This window comes from Comamonas terrigena NBRC 13299, from assembly GCF_006740045.1.
Lineage (GTDB): Bacteria > Pseudomonadota > Gammaproteobacteria > Burkholderiales > Burkholderiaceae_C > Comamonas > Comamonas terrigena.
In genome coordinates this window covers 4,433,935-4,459,392 of sequence record NZ_AP019749.1, presented here as the reverse complement: position 1 = coordinate 4,459,392, position 25,458 = coordinate 4,433,935, and the positions used below count along the sequence as shown (strand labels likewise).

General features: G+C 57.7%; 9 protein-coding genes, 6 tRNA genes and 7 rRNA genes. 21 read left to right on the top strand and 1 reads right to left on the bottom strand.

Annotated features, from left to right (window positions below; genetic code table 11):
* Nucleotides 1–7: 7 nt before the first annotated feature.
* Complete coding sequence (gene holA / locus CT3_RS20180) at nt 8–1,075, top strand: DNA polymerase III subunit delta (RefSeq protein ID WP_066537879.1); 1,068 nt, start codon at nt 8–10, stop codon at nt 1,073–1,075.
* Nucleotides 1,076–1,150: 75 nt separating this feature from the next.
* On the opposite strand, the gene CT3_RS20175 is transcribed toward holA, so the two are convergent.
* Nucleotides 1,151–1,456 carry a hypothetical protein gene (locus CT3_RS20175; protein ID WP_066537876.1) on the bottom strand — a complete coding sequence of 102 codons (306 nt, stop codon included), beginning with the start codon at nt 1,454–1,456 and terminating at the stop codon, nt 1,151–1,153.
* A gap of 115 nt (nt 1,457–1,571) precedes the next feature.
* On the opposite strand from CT3_RS20175, the gene CT3_RS20170 reads away from it, so the two are divergent.
* The 20 genes from CT3_RS20170 (at nt 1,572) to CT3_RS20075 (ending at nt 25,129) form a co-directional block, all read left to right on the top strand.
* Complete coding sequence (locus CT3_RS20170) at nt 1,572–2,852, top strand: glutamate-5-semialdehyde dehydrogenase (protein WP_066537873.1); 1,281 nt, start codon at nt 1,572–1,574, stop codon at nt 2,850–2,852.
* 59 nt (nt 2,853–2,911) lie between these two features.
* Complete coding sequence (gene trkA, locus CT3_RS20165) at nt 2,912–4,378, top strand: Trk system potassium transporter TrkA (protein WP_066537871.1); 1,467 nt, start codon at nt 2,912–2,914, stop codon at nt 4,376–4,378.
* A 16-nt stretch (nt 4,379–4,394) separates the two neighbouring features.
* Nucleotides 4,395–5,861 (top strand): TrkH family potassium uptake protein, encoded by a 1,467-nt coding sequence (locus CT3_RS20160; RefSeq protein WP_066537870.1) that lies wholly within the window; start codon nt 4,395–4,397, stop codon nt 5,859–5,861.
* A gap of 93 nt (nt 5,862–5,954) precedes the next feature.
* Complete coding sequence (gene gshA, locus CT3_RS20155; RefSeq protein ID WP_066537869.1) at nt 5,955–7,256, top strand: glutamate--cysteine ligase; 1,302 nt, start codon at nt 5,955–5,957, stop codon at nt 7,254–7,256.
* A 132-nt stretch (nt 7,257–7,388) separates the two neighbouring features.
* Entirely contained in the window at nt 7,389–9,266 is a 1,878-nt protein-coding gene (locus tag CT3_RS20150; protein ID WP_066537867.1) for a potassium transporter Kup, read from the top strand.
* Nucleotides 9,267–9,408: 142 nt separating this feature from the next.
* Nucleotides 9,409–10,587, top strand: a complete 1,179-nt coding sequence (locus CT3_RS20145) for a benzoate/H(+) symporter BenE family transporter (RefSeq protein WP_083520473.1) — start codon at nt 9,409–9,411, stop codon at nt 10,585–10,587.
* Nucleotides 10,588–10,638: 51 nt separating this feature from the next.
* Complete coding sequence (gshB, locus tag CT3_RS20140) at nt 10,639–11,592, top strand: glutathione synthase (RefSeq protein ID WP_066537862.1); 954 nt, start codon at nt 10,639–10,641, stop codon at nt 11,590–11,592.
* 436 nt (nt 11,593–12,028) lie between these two features.
* Nucleotides 12,029–13,560 (top strand): 16S ribosomal RNA (locus tag CT3_RS20135).
* Between the two features lie 91 nt (nt 13,561–13,651).
* A tRNA-Ile gene (locus tag CT3_RS20130) sits at nt 13,652–13,728 on the top strand.
* A gap of 31 nt (nt 13,729–13,759) precedes the next feature.
* Nucleotides 13,760–13,838: transfer RNA gene (locus tag CT3_RS20125), tRNA-Ala, on the top strand.
* A gap of 380 nt (nt 13,839–14,218) precedes the next feature.
* Nucleotides 14,219–17,104 (top strand): 23S ribosomal RNA (locus CT3_RS20120).
* A gap of 128 nt (nt 17,105–17,232) precedes the next feature.
* Nucleotides 17,233–17,345 (top strand): 5S ribosomal RNA (rrf, locus tag CT3_RS20115).
* A 335-nt stretch (nt 17,346–17,680) separates the two neighbouring features.
* A 16S ribosomal RNA gene (locus CT3_RS20110) occupies nt 17,681–19,214 on the top strand.
* A 91-nt stretch (nt 19,215–19,305) separates the two neighbouring features.
* Nucleotides 19,306–19,382 (top strand) — tRNA-Ile (locus CT3_RS20105).
* 31 nt (nt 19,383–19,413) lie between these two features.
* Nucleotides 19,414–19,489, top strand: a tRNA-Ala gene (locus CT3_RS20100).
* A 381-nt stretch (nt 19,490–19,870) separates the two neighbouring features.
* Nucleotides 19,871–22,748, top strand: a 23S ribosomal RNA gene (locus tag CT3_RS20095).
* 128 nt (nt 22,749–22,876) lie between these two features.
* Nucleotides 22,877–22,989: ribosomal RNA gene (gene rrf, locus CT3_RS20090) — 5S ribosomal RNA — on the top strand.
* Between the two features lie 335 nt (nt 22,990–23,324).
* Nucleotides 23,325–24,854: ribosomal RNA gene (locus CT3_RS20085) — 16S ribosomal RNA — on the top strand.
* The 16S, 23S and 5S rRNA genes sit together here with 6 tRNA genes alongside, the layout of an rRNA operon.
* Before the next feature lie 91 nt (nt 24,855–24,945).
* A tRNA-Ile gene (locus CT3_RS20080) sits at nt 24,946–25,022 on the top strand.
* A 31-nt stretch (nt 25,023–25,053) separates the two neighbouring features.
* Nucleotides 25,054–25,129 (top strand) — tRNA-Ala (locus CT3_RS20075).
* Nucleotides 25,130–25,458: the final 329 nt, after the last annotated feature.

Below are 25,458 nucleotides of genomic sequence, written 5' to 3'. Positions count from 1 at the left end.
GCGGTCCATGCAACTGGCGTTCAACCAGCTGGGGGCGCACCTGCAAAAAGGGCTGCGTCCGCTCTATACCCTGCATGGGGACGAGCCGCTGCAGCAGCAGGAGGCGGCCGATGCGATTCGGGCGGCGGCGCGCGCGCAGGGGCACACCGAACGCAGCGTCTACACCGTGGCGGGTGCGCATTTCGACTGGAGTGCGGTCCTGGCGGCAGGCGGTTCGCTGAGCCTGTTTGCCGACAAGCAGATGGTGGAAATCCGCATCCCGTCCGGCAAACCGGGCAAGGACGGCAGCGCTGCCATCCAGCAACTGGCTGCCCAGGCGGCGCAGGACGACAACACCCTGACCATCGTCACCCTGCCGCGCCTGGACAAGCAGACCAAGAGCGGTGCCTGGTTCGCCGCGCTGGAAGCCCATGGGGTGACGGTGCAGATCGACACCATCGAACGGGGCACGCTGCCGCCGTGGATTGCCCAGCGCCTGGCCCAGCAGGGTCAGCGCGTGGTGTCGGGCGAGGAAGGGCAGCGCACGCTGCAGTTCTTTGCCGACCGGGTGGAAGGCAATCTGCTGGCGGCCCACCAGGAGATCCAGAAGCTGGGTCTGCTCTACCCCCAGGGGGAGCTGAGCCTGGCCCAGGTCGAACAGGCGGTGCTGAATGTGGCGCGTTACGACGTCTTCAAGCTGTCCGAGGCGGTGCTCTCCGGACAGCTGGCGCGCGTGGTGCGCATGCTCGACGGTCTGCAGGCCGAAGGCGCGGCCGAGGTGCTGGTGCACTGGACGCTGGCCGAAGATATCCGGGCCCTCAAGCGCGTGCGCGATGCCATGGCAAACGGCCAGCCGCTGCCAATGGCACTGCGGGCGCAGCGCATCTGGGGCGTGAAGGAGCGCCTGTTCGAGCGCATCCTGCCGCGCCTGAGCGATGCTGCCGCTGCCCGGCTGCTGCATTCCGCCCATGTGGTGGACGGCATCATCAAAGGCCTGCCGGCACCCGGTTGGCCGCAGGATGGCTGGCAGGCGCTGCGCAGGCTGGCGATGGACCTGGTGCAGACCGCGCAAGGACAGCGCCCGGCGGCCCGTTGACGGCGCGCTGCCTCCGGTGCGCGTAAGGCGGCGGCCAGGGTCCAGGGTGTCGGCGCAGAAGCTGCAGGCGCTGGCTCAGGTCCCCGCTGCCAGCCGTGCCTGGGCCTTGTCGGCCCATTGTTCCAGTGTGTCGAACAGATCTTTCTGGCTGAAGGAGCAGCTTTCCTCGGAAAACAGTGCGCTGGCCTCCAGCCGGTCCAGCAGGTTCAGCAGTACCTCGGCATAGCGCGGGGGCAGGGTGGTCAGCAGGGCACCGCTGGCTCGGGCCTGGGCACCCAGTGCCGCGGCGGACAGCTGTTGCTGCGCCAGCTGGGCAAAGCCGGTGCGCAGCTGCGCCAGTTGCTGGGCAGCCAGAAGGGTGTCGGGGGGAGCAGAGTGCATGGCAGGCGCCGCAAGGCGGGGTCAATGGTCGCAGCAGTGTAGGTCCTGCACTGCGCCCCCAGGGCATGGCCGTGCATTCCACCCCCTGGGCGGGCAACTCGGCGAGAATCGGGGCATGAACGCGCTGAATATTGCCGAAACCATGCAGACCCTGGGTCTGCAAGCAAAAGTGGCTTCCGCCCAGATGGCACGGGCGAACGCTGCTGTGAAAAACAAGGCCTTGCTGGCCCTGGCCCGTCTGCTGCGGGAGCAGGTGGAGCCGCTGCAGGTCGACAACGCCAAGGACCTGGAGCGTGCTGTGGCCAACGGCCTGTCGGCCCCGATGGTGGACCGCCTGCGCCTGACCCCCAAGGTGCTGGAGACCTGCGCCCAGGGCTGCGAACAGCTGGCAGCCATGCCGGATGTGATTGGCGAGATCCTCGGCATGAAGCAGATGCCCAGCGGCATCCGGGTGGGCCAGATGCGCGTGCCCATCGGCGTGTTCGGCATGATCTACGAAAGCCGCCCGAACGTGACCATTGAAGCGGCCAGCCTGTCGATCAAGAGCGGCAATGCCTGCATCTTGCGGGGCGGCTCGGAAGCGATCGAATCCAACAAGGCTTTGGCCCGGCTGGTGGCCCAGGCCCTGCTCGAAGCCGGCCTGCCGGAAAACGCCGTGCAACTGGTGCAGACCACCGACCGGGAGGCCGTGGGCCATCTGATCGCCATGCCCGCGTATGTGGACGTGATCATCCCGCGCGGCGGCAAGAGCCTGATCGAGCGCATCAGCCGCGAGGCCAAGGTGCCGGTCATCAAGCACCTGGACGGCAATTGCCACACCTACGTGGACGACCCTTGCGACATCGCCATGGCCGTGACCGTGGCCGACAATGCCAAGACCCAGAAGTACAGCCCCTGCAACGCCAGCGAAAGCCTGGTGGTGGCGCGTGGCGTGGCGGCGGACTTTCTGCCGCAGATCGGCGCCATCTACGCGGCCAAGGGGGTGGAGATGCGCGGCGATGCCGAAGCGCTGGCCATTTTGCAGCAGGTGCCCGACGCCAAGCTGGTGGCGGCGACCGAGCAGGACTGGAGCGAGGAATACCTGGCTCCCATCATCAGCGTGAAGGTGGTGGCCGGTGTGGACGAGGCCATTGCCCACATCAACCGCTACTCCAGCGGTCACACCGAAGCCATTCTGACGCGGGACCATATGCACGCCCAGCAGTTCCTGCGCGAGGTGGATTCCGCCAGCGTGATGGTCAATGCCAGCACGCGCTTTGCCGACGGGTTCGAGTACGGGCTGGGTGCCGAAATCGGCATCAGCACCGACAAGTTCCATGCGCGTGGGCCGGTGGGCATCGAAGGCCTGACCTCGCTCAAATACATCGTGCTGGGCGAAGGCCAGGTGCGCGGCTAAAGTCGCCTCCCGTGCCGGGGCGGCCTGGCACACACCGTCACAACCATCAACAGCGCAGCATGAAAATCATCATCCTGGGAGCCGGCCGCGTGGGGTACAGCGTGGCCGAAAGCCTGGTCTCGGAGCGCAACGACATCACCGTGATCGACACGGATGCCACGCGGCTGCGCGATCTGGAAGGTCGGTTCGACCTGCGCGGCGTGGTGGGCAGCGGCATCGACCCGCAGGTGCTGGCCGAGGCCGGTGCGGCCGACACCGACCTGCTGATTGCCTGCGCCGCGCTGGATGAGACCAATCTGGTGTGCTGCAAGCTGGGGCAGTTGCTGTTCAACATCCCCACGCGCATTGCGCGGGTGCGCTCGTCCAGCTTTGGCGCCGACGATGTGGTGCTAGGCAAGGATGGCCTGGGCGCGGACGCCATCATCTGCCCCGAAGCCTCGCTGACCCGCTACATCGGCAAGCTCACCGAATACCCGGAGGCGCTGCAGGTGCGCGAATTTGCCGGCGGCCGTGCCTGTCTGGCATCGGTGCGGGCACGCATGGGGGCTGCGGCCGTCGGTCTGCGTATTGGTGAACTGCGGCTGCACAACCCCGAAATGGGGCTGCGCATCGTGGCCATCTACCGGCGCTTTGCCGACGAACCCGATCGCTTTGTGCGCTGCGATGGCAGCACGCTGATCGAGCCGGGTGATGAAGTCTTCATACTGTCTGCCAGGGAAAACCTGCCGGAAATCCTGGCGGCCATGCACCGCCCCGCCGGCCAGCCGGCGCGGCCGGTGCGGCGCATCATGATGGCCGGCGGCGGGCGCGTGAGCCAGCGGCTGGCAGCGCAGCTGGCCCAGGAGCCAGGACGCTTTCACATCAAGATCCTCGAAATGAACCCCCAGCGCTGCATGGAGCTGGCCGCATCGCTGCCCGAGGACGTGCTGGTGCTGCAGGGGGATGCCACCGACGAGGATCTGCTCGACGATGAAAGCATCGAAGATGTGGACCTGTTCCTGGCGCTGACCAACGACGATGAAAACAACATCATGGCCTGTCTGCTGGCCAAGCGGTTGGGCGCCACGCGGGTGCTGGCGCTGATCAACCGCCGCACCTATGCGGATCTGATGCACGGCACGCAGATTGATATTGCACTGTCCCCCGCACAGGCCATGCTGGGCGAGCTGCTGGCCCATGTGCGCCGGGGCGATGTGCAGGCCGTGCACAGCCTGCGCCGGGGGGTGGCCGAGGCGCTGGAGATTGTGGCCCGCGGCGACCGCAAGAGCTCGCGCGTGGTGGGCCGCCGGGTGGAGGAGCTGAAGCTGCCGCCGGAGGTGCACATCGGCCTGATCGTGCGCGGCCTGCCGGAGCAGGGCGAACATGCCGCGGACCCGTCCGAGACCGTGGCAGGCGAGCCCCAGGTCATCATTCCGCGCAGCCACACGGTGATCGAGAGCAATGACCACGTGGTCTTCTTCCTGCCCAACAAGCGCCTGGTGCAAGACGTGGAGAAGTTGTTCCGCGTGAGCGCCACCTTCTTCTGATCGGACCGAGGCCGCCATGCGTGACCTGTTACCCGTTCTGCGCCTGCTGGGCGCTTTGATGGTGATGTTCGGCCTGTCCATGGGGCTGCCGCTGGCAGTGTCCTGGTTTCTGCGCGATGGCATGTGGCTGGTCTGGCTGTGGTCGCTGGGCGGCACGGTGCTGGCCGGCGCCCTGCTGTGGGCCTGCATGGAGCGTTACCGCAGAGAGCTGCAGCCACGCCATGGCGTGATTCTGGTGACTTTGGTCTGGGTCTTTCTACCACTGTGCGCCAGCGTGCCGCTGCAGCTGGCCTATGCGGAGCTGGGGCGGTCGCTGTCCTTCACCCATGCCTATTTCGAGGCCGTATCCGGGTTGACCACGTCGGGTGCCACCGTCCTGTCCGGGCTGGATGCGCTGCCCGTGTCCCTGAACATCTGGCGCACGTTTCTGCAATGGCTGGGCGGCATGGGGATCCTGATTCTGGCCGTGGCCATCTTGCCGCTGCTCGGCGTGGGGGGGAGCCAGCTGTTCCGTGCCGAGGCCGCGGGCCCGGTCAAGGACACCAAGCTCACGCCGCGCATCACAGGGACGGCCAAAGGGCTGTGGGGCGTGTATGCCGTGTTCTCTATCAGCTGCGCGTTGGCCTTCTGGCTGGCGGGCATGACACCGCTGGATGCGGTGATGCACATGTTCACCACGGTCAGCCTGGGCGGGCTGTCCTCGCACGATGCGAGCCTGGGTTTTTACAACTCGCCGGTGATCGAAGGCATTACGCTGGTGTTCATGCTGATGGCCAGCTGCAATTTCGCGCTGTACTTCGTGGCCCTGCGCAAAGGGCACTGGCGCGGCTTTTGGCAGGACCCGGAAATGCGTGCCACCCTCGGCGTGCTGCTGGGCAGCGGCCTGCTGGTGGCGCTGCTGCTGTGGGTCAAGGGCGTGTATGGCCCGGTGGATGCATTGCGCTACGGGGTGTTCAACACGATATCGGTGGCCACCACCACCGGCTTTGCCACGGCCGACTACCTGACCTGGCCGGTGTTCGCGCCGGTGTTCATGCTCTTCCTGTCCGGCGTGGCCACCAGCGCCGGGTCGACCGGCGGCGGCATCAAGATGGTGCGCATGCTGATCCTGGTGAAGCAGGCGCGGCTGGAGCTGACGCGCCTGGTGCACCCGCGTGCCGTCCAGCCGGTGTTGCTGGGGCGCAGCGTGGTGGACCACCGCATGATTTTTTCGGTGCTGGCCTTTATGCTGGTGTATGGCGGCACCATCATTGTGCTGAGCATGCTGCTGATGCTCAGCGATCTGGATCCAATCACCGCATTCTCTGCCGTGGTCGCCAGTGTGCACTGCACGGGCCCGGGACTCGGTAGCATTGGGCCCTCGTCCACCTATGCGGTGCTCAATGACTTCCAGGTCTGGGTCTGTACCCTGGGCATGCTGCTGGGGCGGCTGGAAATACTGAGTTTTCTGGCGCTGCTAACACCTTCTTTCTGGAGAAGGTGAGTACGTACTTGGTTGTGGCAAAGGTTGAGGGTTTACCCCTATTCGTTTCGCAAGTCCCTAAAATCTGGGTCACTACCGTCTCTTGAGGGTTTCATGGTTCCACATCTTATCACAGCTTTGACCGGCCCGATCAACGAGCTCGAGCAGCGCATCATCGACTCCATGCCAGCCATCGAGCGCTGGTTCCGCCTCGAGTGGATGGAGCACACGCCGCCGTTCTATTGCTCGGTGGACATCCGCAATGCGGGCTTCAAGCTGGCGCCGGTGGACACCAACCTGTTCCCCGGTGGCTGGAACAATCTGACCGACGAAATGCTGCCCTTGGCCGTGCAGGCAGCGATGGCCGCGATCGAGAAAATCTGTCCGGAAGCGCGCAATCTGTTGATCATTCCGGAAAATCAGCAGAAGAATCCGTCGTATCTGAGCAACATTCTGCAGTTGCAACGCATTTTCCGCATGGCGGGTCTGAATGTGCGCATCGGCTCGGTCAGTCCCGACATCAAGAAGCTCACCGAAATCAAGCTGCCGCATGGCGACACCATCACGCTGGAGCCGGCGCTGCGCACCAAGCGCCGCCTGGGGCTGAAGAATTTCGACCCCTGCACCATCTTGCTGAACAACGACCTGTCGGCCGGCGCCCCAGGCATTCTGGAAGAGCTGTACGAGCAGTTCCTGCTGCCGCCGCTGCATGCGGGCTGGAGCGTGCGCCGCAAGAGCCGCCATTTCCAGAGCTACGAAGAAGTCTCCAAGCGCTTCGGCAAGCTGCTGGGGATCGACCCCTGGCTGATCAATCCGGTGTTCAGCAAATGCGAGAACATCGACTTTGTCGAAGGCACGGGCCTGGACCAGCTGGCGGTGCAGGTGGATGCCACCATCACCAAGGTGCGCCGCAAGTACAAGGAATACGGAATCAAGGAAAAGCCGTTCGTCGTGGTCAAGGCCGACAACGGCACCTACGGCATGGGCGTGATGACCGTGCGCGACGCCAAGGAGCTGGAAGCCCTGAAGGACAAGCGCACCCGCAACAAGATGGGCGTCATCAAGGACGGCCAGCCGGTGCACGATGTGCTGGTGCAGGAAGGCGTGCTGACCTACGAGCGCATGAACAATGCCGTGGCCGAGCCGGTGGTCTACATGATGGACCGCTACGTGGTGGGCGGCTTCTACCGCATGCACCCGGAGCGCGGCATCGACGAGAACCTGAATGCCCCCGGTTCGGGCTTTGTGCCGCTGGCTTTCCCGCCGCAGAGCACCCAGCTGCCGCAGATCGGTGCCCGCGCCGGCGCCAGCGCGCCCAACCGCTTCTACATGTACGGCGTGATCGCCCGCCTGGCCATGCTGGCTGCCAGCTACGAGCTGGAAGCCACCAACCCGGACGCCGAAATCTACGACTGACCGTCGGGGAGCGTTGGCGTTGTTCGCTGATCGAACGGCGCCATGGGGTGGCTGGCAGACTGCCAGCACCTCGCGCACAATGGCGGCATTTCCACAGATAGGACCGGGCCCGTGGGGCCCGGTTTGCATTGGATGCAGCACACCTCATCCCGATCTTCATTGGCCGCGCTGACGCTGGGGGCCATTGGGGTGGTTTATGGCGACATCGGCACCAGCGTGCTGTATGCCGTCAAAGAAGTCTTCCGCAGCGGCCATGTGGCCTACACCCCGGCCAATGTCTACGGCGTGCTGTCGCTGCTGTTCTGGACCCTGACCGTCATCGTCTCCCTCAAGTACGTGGTGCTGGTGCTGCGCGCCGACAACCGCGGCGAAGGCGGTCTGGTGGCCATGCTGGCCCTGGCGTCCGAGGCGGTGCAGGACAAGCCGCGGCTGCATGCGGTGCTGATGGCCGTGGGCCTGTTTGGCGCCAGCCTGTTCTATGGCGACGGGGTGATCACCCCCGCAATCTCGGTGCTGTCGGCCGTGGAAGGCCTGGAGGTGGTGGCGCCCGGTCTGCACCCGGTGGTGATTCCGCTGACACTGGCGGTGCTGCTGGTGCTGTTCACGCTGCAAAAGCGAGGCACGGCCAGCATCGGCCGCTGGTTCGGCCCCATCACGCTGCTGTGGTTTGGCGTGCTGGCGGCGCTGGGCCTGGGCCAGATCGTGCACCACCCCGAAATTCTGAGTGCCCTGTGGCCCACGCATGCGCTGCAGTTTGTGCGGGCGCAGCCGGGCACGGCCTTCATCCTGCTGGGGGCCGTGGTGCTGTGCGTGACCGGGGCCGAGGCGCTGTATGCCGACCTGGGCCACTTCGGCAAGAAACCGATCCGGCTGGCCTGGTTCTCGGTGGTGATGCCGGCGCTGACGCTGAACTACCTGGGCCAGGGCGCGCTGCTGCTGGACCAGCCGGAGGCCGTGCGCAATCCCTTCTTCCTGATGGCGCCGTCCTGGGCCACCCTGCCGCTGGTGGTGCTGGCCACCCTGGCCACGGTGATCGCCTCGCAGGCGCTGATCTCCGGCGCCTTCAGCATCACCAAGCAGGTGATGCAGCTGGGCTACCTGCCGCGCATGACGGTGCTGCACACCAGCACCAAGGACACTGGCCAGATCTACATGCCGTTCGTGAACTGGTCGCTGTTCATTGCCATCGCCATGGCCGTGATCATGTTCCGCTCCAGCGACAACCTGGCCGCCGCCTATGGCCTGGCCGTGACGCTGGACATGCTGATCACCACCACGCTGACCTTCTTCGTCATCCGCTACCTGTGGCGCTACCCGCTGTGGCTGTGTGTCGCGGCGACCAGCTGCTTCTTTGTGGTGGATGTGCTGTTCTTCGCTTCCAATGCGCTCAAGCTGGCGGCCGGCGGCTGGTTCCCGCTGCTGATCGCCGGCTGCGTCTTCCTGCTGATGCGCACCTGGCGCCTGGGCCGCACCCTGCTGTCCGAACAGCACCGCGCGGAAGCCGTGGACCTGGGAAGCTTTCTGGAGAGTCTGCAGCAAGGCAACCCGTTGCAGCGGGTGGATGGCACGGCCGTTTTCATCACCAGCGAGGAAGGGCTGGTACCCCCGGCGCTGCTGCACAACCTGAAGCACAACAAGGTGCTGCACACGCAAAACCTGTTTGTGGTGCTGCGCCACCACGAGGTGCCGTGGATCGGCCTGGAGCAGCGTGCCCAGGTGCAGGCGCTGGGCGCCGGCTGCTGGCAGGTGGTGCTGCACTTCGGTTTCAAGAACGACCCCAATGTGCCCGAGGCGCTGCGCTCGGCCGAGCTGCCGGGCTGGAAGCTGGATCCCATGCGCACCAGCTATTTCCTGTCGCGGGAAGTGGTGGTGCCCCGCATGGGGGGGCGCATGGCGCTGTGGCGCGAGAAGCTGTTCGCCCAGATGCACGCCGGGGCCAGTGGCGTAGCGGGCTTCTTCCACCTGCCGGCCAATGCGGTGGTGGAGCTGGGGACCAAGGTCCACATCTGAGGCCGAAAAAAAGCTGTCACAGGTCGGTTCGCTGCCCATGCAATCTGCAAGCGCATGAGCAGCTATGGATTTTGATGAATCGGTGATCGCCGGCCGCACAGGTGTCAGCCTGGCGTCCCGGCGGGTGCCAGAATCTGCGGCCATGCGCTTCTTTCGTGATCTGAGCTTGTCTGCCTTCACGGCAGGTTTCGTGGCCGTGCTGGTGGGCTTCACCAGCTCTGTGGCGCTGGTGTTCCAGGCGGCCCAGGCCTTTGGCGCCACACCGGCGCAAATCACCTCGTGGATGTGGGCACTGGGCCTGGGCGTGGGTCTGTGCTGCCTGGTGCCTTCGCTGTGGCTGCGCAAGCCGGTGATGGTGGCCTGGTCCACGCCGGGAGCAGCGGTGCTGGCCTCGGCGGGCATGGCCGGCAGCTTCACCATGCCCGAGGCCGTGGGTGCATTCCTGGTGTGCGCCGTGCTGATCACCCTGTGCGGCGTGACCGGCTGGTTCGAAAAGCTGATGGACCGCATTCCCATGGAAATTGCCTCCGCCCTGCTGGCGGGGGTGCTGGCCCGGTTCGGCCTGCAGGCCTTTGGTGCTGCACAAACCGCCCTGGGCATGGTGCTGGCCATGTTGGCAGCCTATCTGCTGGGGCGGCGCCTGCTGCCCCGTTATGCCGTGGTGCTGACACTGCTGGTGGGCGTGGCCTGGGCGGCTGCCAGCGGCAAGATGGAATGGTCCCGCGTGCAGTGGGAGCTGGCGCTGCCGGTGTTCACCGCACCGCAATTCACCTGGCAGGCCTTTGTCAGCCTGGCGCTGCCGCTGTTTGTTGTCACCATGGCCTCGCAGAACATGCCGGGCGTGGCGGTGATCCGTGCCACGGGCTATGAGCTGCCGGTCTCGCGCCTGGTCAGCATGACCGGCATCGCCAGCCTGCTGCTGGCGCCGTTCGGTGGCTATGCACTGAATTTCTCGGCCATCACCGCGGCCATCTGCATGGGGCCGGAGGCGCACGAAGACAAGGACAAGCGCTACACCGCGGCCGTGGTCTGCGGCGCCATGTACATGGTCATCGGCATCTTTGGTGCCGTGGTCACCGGTCTGCTGATCGCCTTCCCGCAGGAGCTGGTGCTGGCCATCGCCGGGCTGGCACTGCTGGGCAGCATCGGCGGCGGGCTGGCCGGTGCGCTGCGGGACGAAACCCACCGTGAAGCGGCACTGATCACCTTTCTCGTCACCCTCAGCGGCGTGGTGATAGCCGGAGTGGGCTCGGCGTTTTGGGGGGTGGCTGCCGGCGTTGTGGCGCTGTTTGTGCAAAAGTATGGGCGTCGTGGCAGCTGAGGCTGCTGCTTTTTTCATCGCTGACCACAGGCCGGCCAGGCCCGCATACCCATGAAACTGCTGTTCATCGCCGATCCGCTGGAATCCTTCAACATCAAGAAGGACTCCACCTTCGTCATGATGCGTGAGGCCCAGTCCCGCGGCCATGTGATTTATGCCTGCGAGCCACAGCATGTCTCCTGGCAAACCGGCGGCAAAGTGCAGGCCATGGTGCGCCAGATCCGCCTGACCGGCGAAAAGCCTGGCTGGTTCACCGTGGAGCAGGAGTCCGTGGTGGTGCTGGCCGACTTTGACGGCATTGTGATGCGCAAGGATCCGCCCTTCGACAGTGAGTTCTTCTACGCCACCCACATGCTCAGCCAGGCCGAGCGGGAAGGCGCCAAGGTCTTCAACAAGCCCTCCGCACTGCGGGACCACCCGGAAAAGCTCTCCATCATGGAGTTCCCGCAGCTGCTGGGCCCCACGCTGGTGACCCGCGATCCGGCCCAGATCCGCGCCTTCCATGCCGAGCATGGCGACATCATCCTGAAGCCGCTGGATGGCATGGGTGGCATGGGCATCTTCCGTGTCGGCAAGGACGGCATGAACCTGGGCAGCATCATCGAGACGCTGAACCACCAGGGTGCTACCAGCGTGATGGTGCAGCGCTTCCTGCCCGCCATTGCCGATGGGGACAAGCGGGTGCTGATCATCGGTGGCAAGCCGGTGCCGTACTGCCTGGCCCGCATTCCCCAGGGCAACGAGGTGCGTGGCAACCTGGCGGCTGGCGGCAAGGGCGTGGCCCGTCCGCTGACCGCACGGGACCGCCAGATCGCCGACATCCTGGGGCCGGTGCTGGTGGAGCGGGGCCTGCTGCTGGTGGGCGTCGACGTGATCGGCGACAGTGTCACCGAGATCAATGTCACCAGCCCCACCTGCTTCCAGGAGATCGCCGACCAGATGGGCTGTGATGTCGCTGCGCTCTTTGTGGATGCGCTGGAAGCGGCCATTGCGCAAAAAAGCTGAGCCTTTTGCCAGCAGGGCGATCAAAGCCTGCTACAGTTCGCTCCCTTGCTTAGCAGCACTGCCTTGCAGTGCTGCTAAGTGGAGTCTTCAGCGAGACGCCGGAAAGCTTCAAATTTCGGTGTACAATGCAAGGCTTCGCTGCTGAGAGCTACCGGCTCCGGCGGTCAGGAAGATCAAAAAATTCTTTGGTCTGCACGATGGAAGTTGTGCTACAATACAAGGCTCCGCTGATCGCAGTGGACTGAATTCAAAACAGAAATTCTGGTTTGAATCGCATCATTAAAAATGTACAGCCGATAAGCGTGGGCGTTTGAAGGCGATTGCCAAATGTTCTTCGGAACTAAACAAACGCTCACAAAAACAGTAATGAGGAAAGAGAAATCTTTCTTGATTCCGTCAAGTGAGTGAGTAGTCGAAAGACTTTAAATTCAAGATCGAACTGTAGAGTTTGATCCTGGCTCAGATTGAACGCTGGCGGCATGCTTTACACATGCAAGTCGAACGGCAGCACGGACTTCGGTCTGGTGGCGAGTGGCGAACGGGTGAGTAATACATCGGAACGTGCCCAGTTGTGGGGGATAACTACTCGAAAGAGTAGCTAATACCGCATGAGAACTGAGGTTGAAAGCAGGGGATCGCAAGACCTTGCGCAACTGGAGCGGCCGATGGCAGATTAGGTAGTTGGTGGGATAAAAGCTTACCAAGCCGACGATCTGTAGCTGGTCTGAGAGGACGACCAGCCACACTGGGACTGAGACACGGCCCAGACTCCTACGGGAGGCAGCAGTGGGGAATTTTGGACAATGGGCGAAAGCCTGATCCAGCAATGCCGCGTGCAGGATGAAGGCCTTCGGGTTGTAAACTGCTTTTGTACGGAACGAAAAGCTTCGGGTTAATACCCTGGAGTCATGACGGTACCGTAAGAATAAGCACCGGCTAACTACGTGCCAGCAGCCGCGGTAATACGTAGGGTGCAAGCGTTAATCGGAATTACTGGGCGTAAAGCGTGCGCAGGCGGTCTTGTAAGACAGAGGTGAAATCCCCGGGCTCAACCTGGGAACTGCCTTTGTGACTGCAAGGCTGGAGTGCGGCAGAGGGGGATGGAATTCCGCGTGTAGCAGTGAAATGCGTAGATATGCGGAGGAACACCGATGGCGAAGGCAATCCCCTGGGCCTGCACTGAACGCTCATGCACGAAAGCGTGGGGAGCAAACAGGATTAGATACCCTGGTAGTCCACGCCCTAAACGATGTCAACTGGTTGTTGGGTCTTAACTGACTCAGTAACGAAGCTAACGCGTGAAGTTGACCGCCTGGGGAGTACGGCCGCAAGGTTGAAACTCAAAGGAATTGACGGGGACCCGCACAAGCGGTGGATGATGTGGTTTAATTCGATGCAACGCGAAAAACCTTACCCACCTTTGACATGTACGGAATCCTTTAGAGATAGAGGAGTGCTCGAAAGAGAGCCGTAACACAGGTGCTGCATGGCTGTCGTCAGCTCGTGTCGTGAGATGTTGGGTTAAGTCCCGCAACGAGCGCAACCCTTGCCATTAGTTGCTACGAAAGGGCACTCTAATGGGACTGCCGGTGACAAACCGGAGGAAGGTGGGGATGACGTCAAGTCCTCATGGCCCTTATAGGTGGGGCTACACACGTCATACAATGGCTGGTACAAAGGGTTGCCAACCCGCGAGGGGGAGCTAATCCCATAAAGCCAGTCGTAGTCCGGATCGCAGTCTGCAACTCGACTGCGTGAAGTCGGAATCGCTAGTAATCGTGGATCAGAATGTCACGGTGAATACGTTCCCGGGTCTTGTACACACCGCCCGTCACACCATGGGAGCGGGTCTCGCCAGAAGTAGGTAGCCTAACCGTAAGGAGGGCGCTTACCACGGCGGGGTTCGTGACTGGGGTGAAGTCGTAACAAGGTAGCCGTATCGGAAGGTGCGGCTGGATCACCTCCTTTCTGGAAACAAGCAATCAAGTTTGAACGTCCACACTTATCGGTTGTTGGAACAAGCCAGGTGGCTCGCTGAGTGAAGCGAGCTGCATGGAATGGGTCTGTAGCTCAGCTGATTAGAGCACTGTGTTGATAACGCAGGGGTCGTTGGTTCGAGCCCAACTAGACCCACCATTAGGTTCCGATGCCAGTGCAAGAGGATCCCGGGGGATTAGCTCAGCTGGGGAGAGCACCTGCTTTGCAAGCAGGGGGGGTCGTCGGTTCGATCCCGTCATCCTCCACCAATGAAAAATCATAGCGCCCAAAGGTGCTACAATCATTGGCTCGGCACATGAGAGTTCAATACAAAAGCAGTCTTGCAAAGACTGCTTTTGTATTGATCGATCCGATCAATAGGCTGTTCTTTAAAAATTCATAGAGTCGAAAATCAGCGTTGCTGGTGGAAAGCATGAAAAATGCACCGTGCCACCAGCAACGATTTTGATTGCGTCAACACGAATTCAAACTTTGAATTCAAGTAATGACGAATCATTCTCTAGGCGCAAATCGAAAGATTTGCACCGAAGAATCATTCACATTACGGCATAACGCGTAAGGTGAGAGACCTTACAAGTCTTTGAAAACCGAAATGGCGACCATCTCGCAAGAGAGGTCAAAGTTATAGGGTCAAGTGACTAAGAGCATGTGGTGGATGCCTTGGCGATTACAGGCGACGAAAGACGTGATAGCCTGCGATAAGCTTCGGGGAGCTGGCAAATAAGCTTTGATCCGGAGATTTCTGAATGGGGAAACCCACCTAGCAATAGGTATCGGCAGCTGAATACATAGGCTGTCGAAGCGAACCTGGAGAACTGAAACATCTAAGTACCCAGAGGAAAAGACATCAACCGAGATTCCGATAGTAGTGGCGAGCGAATTCGGAACAGCCTTCTAGTGATAGTCAGACGGTTAACAAAACGGAATGGAAAGTCCGGCCATAGTGGGTGATAGCCCCGTATGTGAAAACCGACTGGTGGTACTGAGCTAGAGAAAAGTAGGGCGGGGCACGAGAAACCCTGTCTGAATATGGGGGGGGACCATCCTCCAAGGCTAAATACTCGTAATCGACCGATAGTGAACCAGTACCGTGAGGGAAAGGCGAAAAAAGAACCCCGGGAGGGGAGTGAAATAGATCCTGAAACCGCATGCTTACAAAAAGTCGGAGCCTCGTAAGGGGTGACGGCGTACTTACTTTTGTATAATGGGTCAGCGACTTACATTCAGTGGCAAGCTTAACCGAGTAGGGGAGGCGTAGAGAAATCGAGTCCGAATAGGGCGTCCAGTCGCTGGGTGTAGACCCGAAACCAAGTGATCTATCCATGGCCAGGATGAAGGTGCCGTAACAGGTACTGGAGGTCCGAACCGACTGATGTTGCAAAATCAGCGGATGAGCTGTGGATAGGGGTGAAAGGCTAAACAAACTTGGAAATAGCTGGTTCTCTCCGAAAACTATTTAGGTAGTGCCTCAAGTATTACCTGCGGGGGTAGAGCACTGTTTAGGCTAGGGGGTCATGGCGACTTACCAAACCTATGCAAACTCCGAATACCGCAGAGTACAGCTTGGGAGACAGAGCACCGGGTGCTAACGTCCGGACTCAAGAGGGAAACAACCCAGACCGCCAGCTAAGGTCCCTAAAATTGGCTAAGTGGGAAACGAAGTGGGAAGGCTAAAACAGTCAGGATGTTGGCTTAGAAGCAGCCATCATTTAAAGAAAGCGTAATAGCTCACTGATCGAGTCGTCCTGCGCGGAAGATGTAACGGGGCTAAGCCAGTTACCGAAGCTGCGGATGTGCAATTTATTGCACGTGGTAGGAGAGCGTTCTGTAAGCCTGTGAAGGTGCCTGGTAACGGGTGCTGGAGGTATCAGAAGTGCGAATGCTGACATGAGTAGCGTTAAAGCGGGTGAAAAGCCCGCTCGCCGTAAGCGCAAGGTTTCCTACGCAACGTTCATCGGCGTAGGGTGAGTCGGCCCCTAAGGCGAGGCAGAGATGCGTAGCTGATGGGAAACAGGTCAATATTCCTGTACCGATCAATAGTGCGATGTGGGGACGGAGAAGGTTAGCTCAGCCAACTGTTGGATATGTTGGTTCAAGCCTGTAGTCGTGGTCCTTAGGCAAATCCGGGGATCTTAGATGAGGGGTGATAACGAGTGTGCTTGCACACGAAGTGAGTGATACCCTGCTTCCAGGAAAAAGCCACTAAGCTTCAGCTATTGACGACCGTACCGCAAACCGACACTGGTGCGCGAGATGAGTATTCTAAGGCGCTTGAGAGAACTCAGGAGAAGGAACTCGGCAAATTGATACCGTAACTTCGGGAGAAGGTATGCCTCTAGTAAGTGAAGTTGTACAAATGGAGCTAAACGGGGTTGCAAAAATCGGTGGCTGCGACTGTTTAATAAAAACACAGCACTCTGCAAACACGAAAGTGGACGTATAGGGTGTGACGCCTGCCCGGTGCTGGAAGATTAAATGATGGGGTGCAAGCTCTTGATTGAAGTCCCAGTAAACGGCGGCCGTAACTATAACGGTCCTAAGGTAGCGAAATTCCTTGTCGGGTAAGTTCCGACCTGCACGAATGGCGTAACGATGGCCACACTGTCTCCTCCTGAGACTCAGCGAAGTTGAAATGTTTGTGATGATGCAATCTCCCCGCGGAAAGACGGAAAGACCCCATGAACCTTTACTGTAGCTTTTTTGGACTTTGAACGGATCTGTGTAGGATAGGTGGGAGGCTTTGAAGTGTGGTCGCTAGATCACATGGAGCCAACGTTGAAATACCACCCTGGTGCGTTTGAGGTTCTAACCTAGGTCCATTATCTGGATCGGGGACAGTGCATGGTAGGCAGTTTGACTGGGGCGGTCTCCTCCCAAAGCGTAACGGAGGAGTTCGAAGGTACGCTAGTTACGGTCGGACATCGTGACGATAGTGCAATGGCATAAGCGTGCTTAACTGCGAGACTGACAAGTCGAGCAGATGCGAAAGCAGGACATAGTGATCCGGTGGTTCTGTATGGAAGGGCCATCGCTCAACGGATAAAAGGTACTCTGGGGATAACAGGCTGATACCGCCCAAGAGTTCATATCGACGGCGGTGTTTGGCACCTCGATGTCGGCTCATCTCATCCTGGGGCTGTAGTCGGTCCCAAGGGTATGGCTGTTCGCCATTTAAAGAGGTACGTGAGCTGGGTTAAAAAACGTCGTGAGACAGTTTGGTCCCTATCTTCCGTGGGCGTTGCAGATTTGAGGAAGCCTGCTCCTAGTACGAGAGGACCGGAGTGGACACACCTCTGGTGTATCGGTTGTCACGCCAGTGGCATTGCCGAGTAGCTACGTGTGGAAGAGATAACCGCTGAAAGCATCTAAGCGGGAAACTCGTTTCAAGATGAGATCTGCCGGGGCCTTGAGCCCCCTGAAGGGTCGTTGTAGACCACGACGTTGATAGGCTGGGTGTGGAAGCGCAGTAATGCGTTAAGCTAACCAGTACTAATTGCCCGAGCGGCTTGACCCTATAACTTTGACTGCCAGTAGGTAGTACAAGACTGTTATGCCAAAGTAGGCGCAATCGAAATACAAGCTGATTTACAGACTCTATGAATTGACTGGGTAGTGCACAGCACTGCCTGGTGACAAGTTATGCCTGATGACCATAGCGATTTGGTACCACTCCTTCCCATCCCGAACAGGACAGTGAAACGAATTTGCGCCGATGATAGTGCGGGTTCCCGTGTGAAAGTAGGTCATCGTCAGGCTCTTACAGCAAGAGCGCCCAGTCGAGCGACTGGGCGCTTTCTTTTCCCTTTGAGTGCATCGAAGAGAAAAGAAAGCGTTAAAAGCGCAAAAGCACGATGAAAGTTGTGCTACAATACAAGGCTTCGCTGATCACAGCGGACTGAATTCAAAGCAGAGATTCTGGTTTGAATCGCATCATTAAAAATGTACAGCCGATAAGCGTGGGCGTTTGAAGGCGATTGCCAAATGTTCTTCGGAACTAAACAAACGCTCACAAAAACAGTAATGAGGAAAGAGAAATCTTTCTTGATTCCGTCAAGTGAGTGAGTAGTCGAAAGACTTTAAATTCAAGATCGAACTGTAGAGTTTGATCCTGGCTCAGATTGAACGCTGGCGGCATGCTTTACACATGCAAGTCGAACGGCAGCACGGACTTCGGTCTGGTGGCGAGTGGCGAACGGGTGAGTAATATACATCGGAACGTGCCCAGTTGTGGGGGATAACTACTCGAAAGAGTAGCTAATACCGCATGAGAACTGAGGTTGAAAGCAGGGGATCGCAAGACCTTGCGCAACTGGAGCGGCCGATGGCAGATTAGGTAGTTGGTGGGATAAAAGCTTACCAAGCCGACGATCTGTAGCTGGTCTGAGAGGACGACCAGCCACACTGGGACTGAGACACGGCCCAGACTCCTACGGGAGGCAGCAGTGGGGAATTTTGGACAATGGGCGAAAGCCTGATCCAGCAATGCCGCGTGCAGGATGAAGGCCTTCGGGTTGTAAACTGCTTTTGTACGGAACGAAAAGCTTCGGGTTAATACCCTGGAGTCATGACGGTACCGTAAGAATAAGCACCGGCTAACTACGTGCCAGCAGCCGCGGTAATACGTAGGGTGCAAGCGTTAATCGGAATTACTGGGCGTAAAGCGTGCGCAGGCGGTCTTGTAAGACAGAGGTGAAATCCCCCGGGCTCAACCTGGGAACTGCCTTTGTGACTGCAAGGCTGGAGTGCGGCAGAGGGGGATGGAATTCCGCGTGTAGCAGTGAAATGCGTAGATATGCGGAGGAACACCGATGGCGAAGGCAATCCCCTGGGCCTGCACTGACGCTCATGCACGAAAGCGTGGGGAGCAAACAGGATTAGATACCCTGGTAGTCCACGCCCTAAACGATGTCAACTGGTTGTTGGGTCTTAACTGACTCAGTAACGAAGCTAACGCGTGAAGTTGACCGCCTGGGGAGTACGGCCGCAAGGTTGAAACTCAAAGGAATTGACGGGGACCCGCACAAGCGGTGGATGATGTGGTTTAATTCGATGCAACGCGAAAAACCTTACCCACCTTTGACATGTACGGAATCCTTTAGAGATAGAGGAGTGCTCGAAAGAGAGCCGTAACACAGGTGCTGCATGGCTGTCGTCAGCTCGTGTCGTGAGATGTTGGGTTAAGTCCCGCAACGAGCGCAACCCTTGCCATTAGTTGCTACGAAAGGGCACTCTAATGGGACTGCCGGTGACAAACCGGAGGAAGGTGGGGATGACGTCAAGTCCTCATGGCCCTTATAGGTGGGGCTACACACGTCATACAATGGCTGGTACAAAGGGTTGCCAACCCGCGAGGGGGAGCTAATCCCATAAAGCCAGTCGTAGTCCGGATCGCAGTCTGCAACTCGACTGCGTGAAGTCGGAATCGCTAGTAATCGTGGATCAGAATGTCACGGTGAATACGTTCCCGGGTCTTGTACACACCGCCCGTCACACCATGGGAGCGGGTCTCGCCAGAAGTAGGTAGCCTAACCGTAAGGAGGGCGCTTACCACGGCGGGGTTCGTGACTGGGGTGAAGTCGTAACAAGGTAGCCGTATCGGAAGGTGCGGCTGGATCACCTCCTTTCTGGAAACAAGCAATCAAGTTTGAACGTCCACACTTATCGGTTGTTGGAACAAGCCAGGTGGCTCGCTGAGTGAAGCGAGCTGCATGGAATGGGTCTGTAGCTCAGCTGGTTAGAGCACTGTGTTGATAACGCAGGGGTCGTTGGTTCGAGCCCAACTAGACCCACCATTAGGTTCCGATGCCAGTGCAAGAGGATCCCGGGGGATTAGCTCAGCTGGGAGAGCACCTGCTTTGCAAGCAGGGGGTCGTCGGTTCGATCCCGTCATCCTCCACCAATGAAAAATCATAGCGCCCAAAGGTGCTACAATCATTGGCTCGGCACATGAGAGTTCAATACAAAAGCAGTCTTGCAAAGACTGCTTTTTGTATTGATCGATCCGATCAATAGGCTGTTCTTTAAAAATTCATAGAGTCGAAAATCAGCGTTGCTGGTGGAAAGCATGAAAAATGCACCGTGCCACCAGCAACGATTTTGATTGCGTCAACACGAATTCAAACTTTGAATTCAAGTAATGACGAATCATTCTCTAGGCGCAAATCGAAAGATTTGCACCGAAGAATCATTCACATTACGGCATAACGCGTAAGGTGAGAGACCTTACAAGTCTTTGAAAACCGAAATGGCGACCATCTCGCAAGAGAGGTCAAAGTTATAGGGTCAAGTGACTAAGAGCATGTGGTGGATGCCTTGGCGATTACAGGCGACGAAAGACGTGATAGCCTGCGATAAGCTTCGGGGAGCTGGCAAATAAGCTTTGATCCGGAGATTTCTGAATGGGGAAACCCACCTAGCAATAGGTATCGGCAGCTGAATACATAGGCTGTCGAAGCGAACCTGGAGAACTGAAACATCTAAGTACCCAGAGGAAAAGACATCAACCGAGATTCCGATAGTAGTGGCGAGCGAATTCGGAACAGCCTTCTAGTGATAGTCAGACGGTTAACAAAACGGAATGGAAAGTCCGGCCATAGTGGGTGATAGCCCCGTATGTGAAAACCGACTGGTGGTACTGAGCTAGAGAAAAGTAGGGCGGGGCACGAGAAACCCTGTCTGAATATGGGGGACCATCCTCCAAGGCTAAATACTCGTAATCGACCGATAGTGAACCAGTACCGTGAGGGAAAGGCGAAAAGAACCCCGGGAGGGGAGTGAAATAGATCCTGAAACCGCATGCTTACAAAAAGTCGGAGCCTCGTAAGGGGTGACGGCGTACCTTTTGTATAATGGGTCAGCGACTTACATTCAGTGGCAAGCTTAACCGAGTAGGGGAGGCGTAGAGAAATCGAGTCCGAATAGGGCGTCCAGTCGCTGGGTGTAGACCCGAAACCAAGTGATCTATCCATGGCCAGGATGAAGGTGCCGTAACAGGTACTGGAGGTCCGAACCGACTGATGTTGCAAAATCAGCGGATGAGCTGTGGATAGGGGTGAAAGGCTAAACAAACTTGGAAATAGCTGGTTCTCTCCGAAAACTATTTAGGTAGTGCCTCAAGTATTACCTGCGGGGGTAGAGCACTGTTTAGGCTAGGGGTCATGGCGACTTACCAAACCTATGCAAACTCCGAATACCGCAGAGTACAGCTTGGGAGACAGAGCACCGGGTGCTAACGTCCGGACTCAAGAGGGAAACAACCCAGACCGCCAGCTAAGGTCCCTAAAATTGGCTAAGTGGGAAACGAAGTGGGAAGGCTAAAACAGTCAGGATGTTGGCTTAGAAGCAGCCATCATTTAAAGAAAGCGTAATAGCTCACTGATCGAGTCGTCCTGCGCGGAAGATGTAACGGGGCTAAGCCAGTTACCGAAGCTGCGGATGTGCAATTTATTGCACGTGGTAGGAGAGCGTTCTGTAAGCCTGTGAAGGTGCCTGGTAACGGGTGCTGGAGGTATCAGAAGTGCGAATGCTGACATGAGTAGCGTTAAAGCGGGTGAAAAGCCCGCTCGCCGTAAGCGCAAGGTTTCCTACGCAACGTTCATCGGCGTAGGGTGAGTCGGCCCCTAAGGCGAGGCAGAGATGCGTAGCTGATGGGAAACAGGTCAATATTCCTGTACCGATCAATAGTGCGATGTGGGGACGGAGAAGGTTAGCTCAGCCAACTGTTGGATATGTTGGTTCAAGCCTGTAGTCGTGGTCCTTAGGCAAATCCGGGGATCTTAGATGAGGGGTGATAACGAGTGTGCTTGCACACGAAGTGAGTGATACCCTGCTTCCAGGAAAAGCCACTAAGCTTCAGCTATTGACGACCGTACCGCAAACCGACACTGGTGCGCGAGATGAGTATTCTAAGGCGCTTGAGAGAACTCAGGAGAAGGAACTCGGCAAATTGATACCGTAACTTCGGGAGAAGGTATGCCCCTAGTAAGTGAAGTTGTACAAATGGAGCTAAACGGGGTTGCAAAAATCGGTGGCTGCGACTGTTTAATAAAAACACAGCACTCTGCAAACACGAAAGTGGACGTATAGGGTGTGACGCCTGCCCGGTGCTGGAAGATTAAATGATGGGGTGCAAGCTCTTGATTGAAGTCCCAGTAAACGGCGGCCGTAACTATAACGGTCCTAAGGTAGCGAAATTCCTTGTCGGGTAAGTTCCGACCTGCACGAATGGCGTAACGATGGCCACACTGTCTCCTCCTGAGACTCAGCGAAGTTGAAATGTTTGTGATGATGCAATCTCCCCGCGGAAAGACGGAAAGACCCCATGAACCTTTACTGTAGCTTTGTATTGGACTTTGAACGGATCTGTGTAGGATAGGTGGGAGGCTTTGAAGTGTGGTCGCTAGATCACATGGAGCCAACGTTGAAATACCACCCTGGTGCGTTTGAGGTTCTAACCTAGGTCCATTATCTGGATCGGGGACAGTGCATGGTAGGCAGTTTGACTGGGGCGGTCTCCTCCCAAAGCGTAACGGAGGAGTTCGAAGGTACGCTAGTTACGGTCGGACATCGTGACGATAGTGCAATGGCATAAGCGTGCTTAACTGCGAGACTGACAAGTCGAGCAGATGCGAAAGCAGGACATAGTGATCCGGTGGTTCTGTATGGAAGGGCCATCGCTCAACGGATAAAAGGTACTCTGGGATAATAACAGGCTGATACCGCCCAAGAGTTCATATCGACGGCGGTGTTTGGCACCTCGATGTCGGCTCATCTCATCCTGGGGCTGTAGTCGGTCCCAAGGGTATGGCTGTTCGCCATTTAAAGAGGTACGTGAGCTGGGTTTAAAACGTCGTGAGACAGTTTGGTCCCTATCTTCCGTGGGCGTTGCAGATTTGAGGAAGCCTGCTCCTAGTACGAGAGGACCGGAGTGGACACACCTCTGGTGTATCGGTTGTCACGCCAGTGGCATTGCCGAGTAGCTACGTGTGGAAGAGATAACCGCTGAAAGCATCTAAGCGGGAAACTCGTTTCAAGATGAGATCTGCCGGGGCCTTGAGCCCCTGAAGGGTCGTTGTAGACCACGACGTTGATAGGCTGGGTGTGGAAGCGCAGTAATGCGTTAAGCTAACCAGTACTAATTGCCCGAGCGGCTTGACCCTATAACTTTGACTGCCAGTAGGTAGTACAAGACTGTTATGCCAAAGTAGGCGCAATCGAAATACAAGCTGATTTACAGACTCTATGAATTGACTGGGTAGTGCACAGCACTGCCTGGTGACAAGTTATGCCTGATGACCATAGCGATTTGGTACCACTCCTTCCCATCCCGAACAGGACAGTGAAACGAATTTGCGCCGATGATAGTGCGGGTTCCCGTGTGAAAGTAGGTCATCGTCAGGCTCTTACAGCAAGAGCGCCCAGTCGAGCGACTGGGCGCTTTCTTTTCCCTTTGAGTGCATCGAAGAGAAAAGAAAGCGTTAAAAGCGCAAAAGCACGATGAAAGTTGTGCTACAATACAAGGCTTCGCTGATCACAGCGGACTGAATTCAAAGCAGAGATTCTGGTTTGAATCGCATCATTAAAAATGTACAGCCGATAAGCGTGGGCGTTTGAAGGCGATTGCCAAATGTTCTTCGGAACTAAACAAACGCTCACAAAAACAGTAATGAGGAAAGAGAAATCTTTCTTGATTCCGTCAAGTGAGTGAGTAGTCGAAAGACTTTAAATTCAAGATCGAACTGTAGAGTTTGATCCTGGCTCAGATTGAACGCTGGCGGCATGCTTTACACATGCAAGTCGAACGGCAGCACGGACTTCGGTCTGGTGGCGAGTGGCGAACGGGTGAGTAATACATCGGAACGTGCCCAGTTGTGGGGGATAACTACTCGAAAGAGTAGCTAATACCGCATGAGAACTGAGGTTGAAAGCAGGGGATCGCAAGACCTTGCGCAACTGGAGCGGCCGATGGCAGATTAGGTAGTTGGTGGGATAAAAGCTTACCAAGCCGACGATCTGTAGCTGGTCTGAGAGGACGACCAGCCACACTGGGACTGAGACACGGCCCAGACTCCTACGGGAGGCAGCAGTGGGGAATTTTGGACAATGGGCGAAAGCCTGATCCAGCAATGCCGCGTGCAGGATGAAGGCCTTCGGGTTGTAAACTGCTTTTGTACGGAACGAAAAGCTTCGGGTTAATACCCTGGAGTCATGACGGTACCGTAAGAATAAGCACCGGCTAACTACGTGCCAGCAGCCGCGGTAATACGTAGGGTGCAAGCGTTAATCGGAATTACTGGGCGTAAAGCGTGCGCAGGCGGTCTTGTAAGACAGAGGTGAAATCCCCGGGCTCAACCTGGGAACTGCCTTTGTGACTGCAAGGCTGGAGTGCGGCAGAGGGGGATGGAATTCCGCGTGTAGCAGTGAAATGCGTAGATATGCGGAGGAACACCGATGGCGAAGGCAATCCCCTGGGCCTGCACTGACGCTCATGCACGAAAGCGTGGGGAGCAAACAGGATTAGATACCCTGGTAGTCCACGCCCTAAACGATGTCAACTGGTTGTTGGGTCTTAACTGACTCAGTAACGAAGCTAACGCGTGAAGTTGACCGCCTGGGGAGTACGGCCGCAAGGTTGAAACTCAAAGGAATTGACGGGGACCCGCACAAGCGGTGGATGATGTGGTTTAATTCGATGCAACGCGAAAAACCTTACCCACCTTTGACATGTACGGAATCCTTTAGAGATAGAGGAGTGCTCGAAAGAGAGCCGTAACACAGGTGCTGCATGGCTGTCGTCAGCTCGTGTCGTGAGATGTTGGGTTAAGTCCCGCAACGAGCGCAACCCTTGCCATTAGTTGCTACGAAAGGGCACTCTAATGGGACTGCCGGTGACAAACCGGAGGAAGGTGGGGATGACGTCAAGTCCTCATGGCCCTTATAGGTGGGGCTACACACGTCATACAATGGCTGGTACAAAGGGTTGCCAACCCGCGAGGGGAGCTAATCCCATAAAGCCAGTCGTAGTCCGGATCGCAGTCTGCAACTCGACTGCGTGAAGTCGGAATCGCTAGTAATCGTGGATCAGAATGTCACGGTGAATACGTTCCCGGGTCTTGTACACACCGCCCGTCACACCATGGGAGCGGGTCTCGCCAGAAGTAGGTAGCCTAACCGTAAGGAGGGCGCTTACCACGGCGGGGTTCGTGACTGGGGTGAAGTCGTAACAAGGTAGCCGTATCGGAAGGTGCGGCTGGATCACCTCCTTTCTGGAAACAAGCAATCAAGTTTGAACGTCCACACTTATCGGTTGTTGGAACAAGCCAGGTGGCTCGCTGAGTGAAGCGAGCTGCATGGAATGGGTCTGTAGCTCAGCTGGTTAGAGCACTGTGTTGATAACGCAGGGGTCGTTGGTTCGAGCCCAACTAGACCCACCATTAGGTTCCGATGCCAGTGCAAGAGGATCCCGGGGGATTAGCTCAGCTGGGAGAGCACCTGCTTTGCAAGCAGGGGGTCGTCGGTTCGATCCCGTCATCCTCCACCAATGAAAAATCATAGCGCCCAAAGGTGCTACAATCATTGGCTCGGCACATGAGAGTTCAATACAAAAGCAGTCTTGCAAAGACTGCTTTTGTATTGATCGATCCGATCAATAGGCTGTTCTTTAAAAATTCATAGAGTCGAAAATCAGCGTTGCTGGTGGAAAGCATGAAAAATGCACCGTGCCACCAGCAACGATTTTGATTGCGTCAACACGAATTCAAACTTTGAATTCAAGTAATGACGAATCATTCTCTAGGCGCAAATCGAAAGATTTGCACCGAAGAATCATTCACATTACGGCATAACGCGTAAGGTGAGAGACCTTACAAG

Excerpts from the sequence above, each read along its gene's own strand:
- holA (WP_066537879.1), top strand. The coding sequence starts at position 8 with ATGCAACTGGCGTTCAACCAGCTGGGGGCGCACCTGCAAAAAGGGCTG.
- CT3_RS20175 (WP_066537876.1), bottom strand. The coding sequence starts at position 1,456 with ATGCACTCTGCTCCCCCCGACACCCTTCTGGCTGCCCAGCAACTGGCG.
- CT3_RS20170 (WP_066537873.1), top strand. The coding sequence starts at position 1,572 with ATGAACGCGCTGAATATTGCCGAAACCATGCAGACCCTGGGTCTGCAA.
- trkA (WP_066537871.1), top strand. The coding sequence starts at position 2,912 with ATGAAAATCATCATCCTGGGAGCCGGCCGCGTGGGGTACAGCGTGGCC.
- CT3_RS20160 (WP_066537870.1), top strand. The coding sequence starts at position 4,395 with ATGCGTGACCTGTTACCCGTTCTGCGCCTGCTGGGCGCTTTGATGGTG.
- gshA (WP_066537869.1), top strand. The coding sequence starts at position 5,955 with ATGGTTCCACATCTTATCACAGCTTTGACCGGCCCGATCAACGAGCTC.
- CT3_RS20150 (WP_066537867.1), top strand. The coding sequence starts at position 7,389 with ATGCAGCACACCTCATCCCGATCTTCATTGGCCGCGCTGACGCTGGGG.
- CT3_RS20145 (WP_083520473.1), top strand. The coding sequence starts at position 9,409 with ATGCGCTTCTTTCGTGATCTGAGCTTGTCTGCCTTCACGGCAGGTTTC.
- gshB (WP_066537862.1), top strand. The coding sequence starts at position 10,639 with ATGAAACTGCTGTTCATCGCCGATCCGCTGGAATCCTTCAACATCAAG.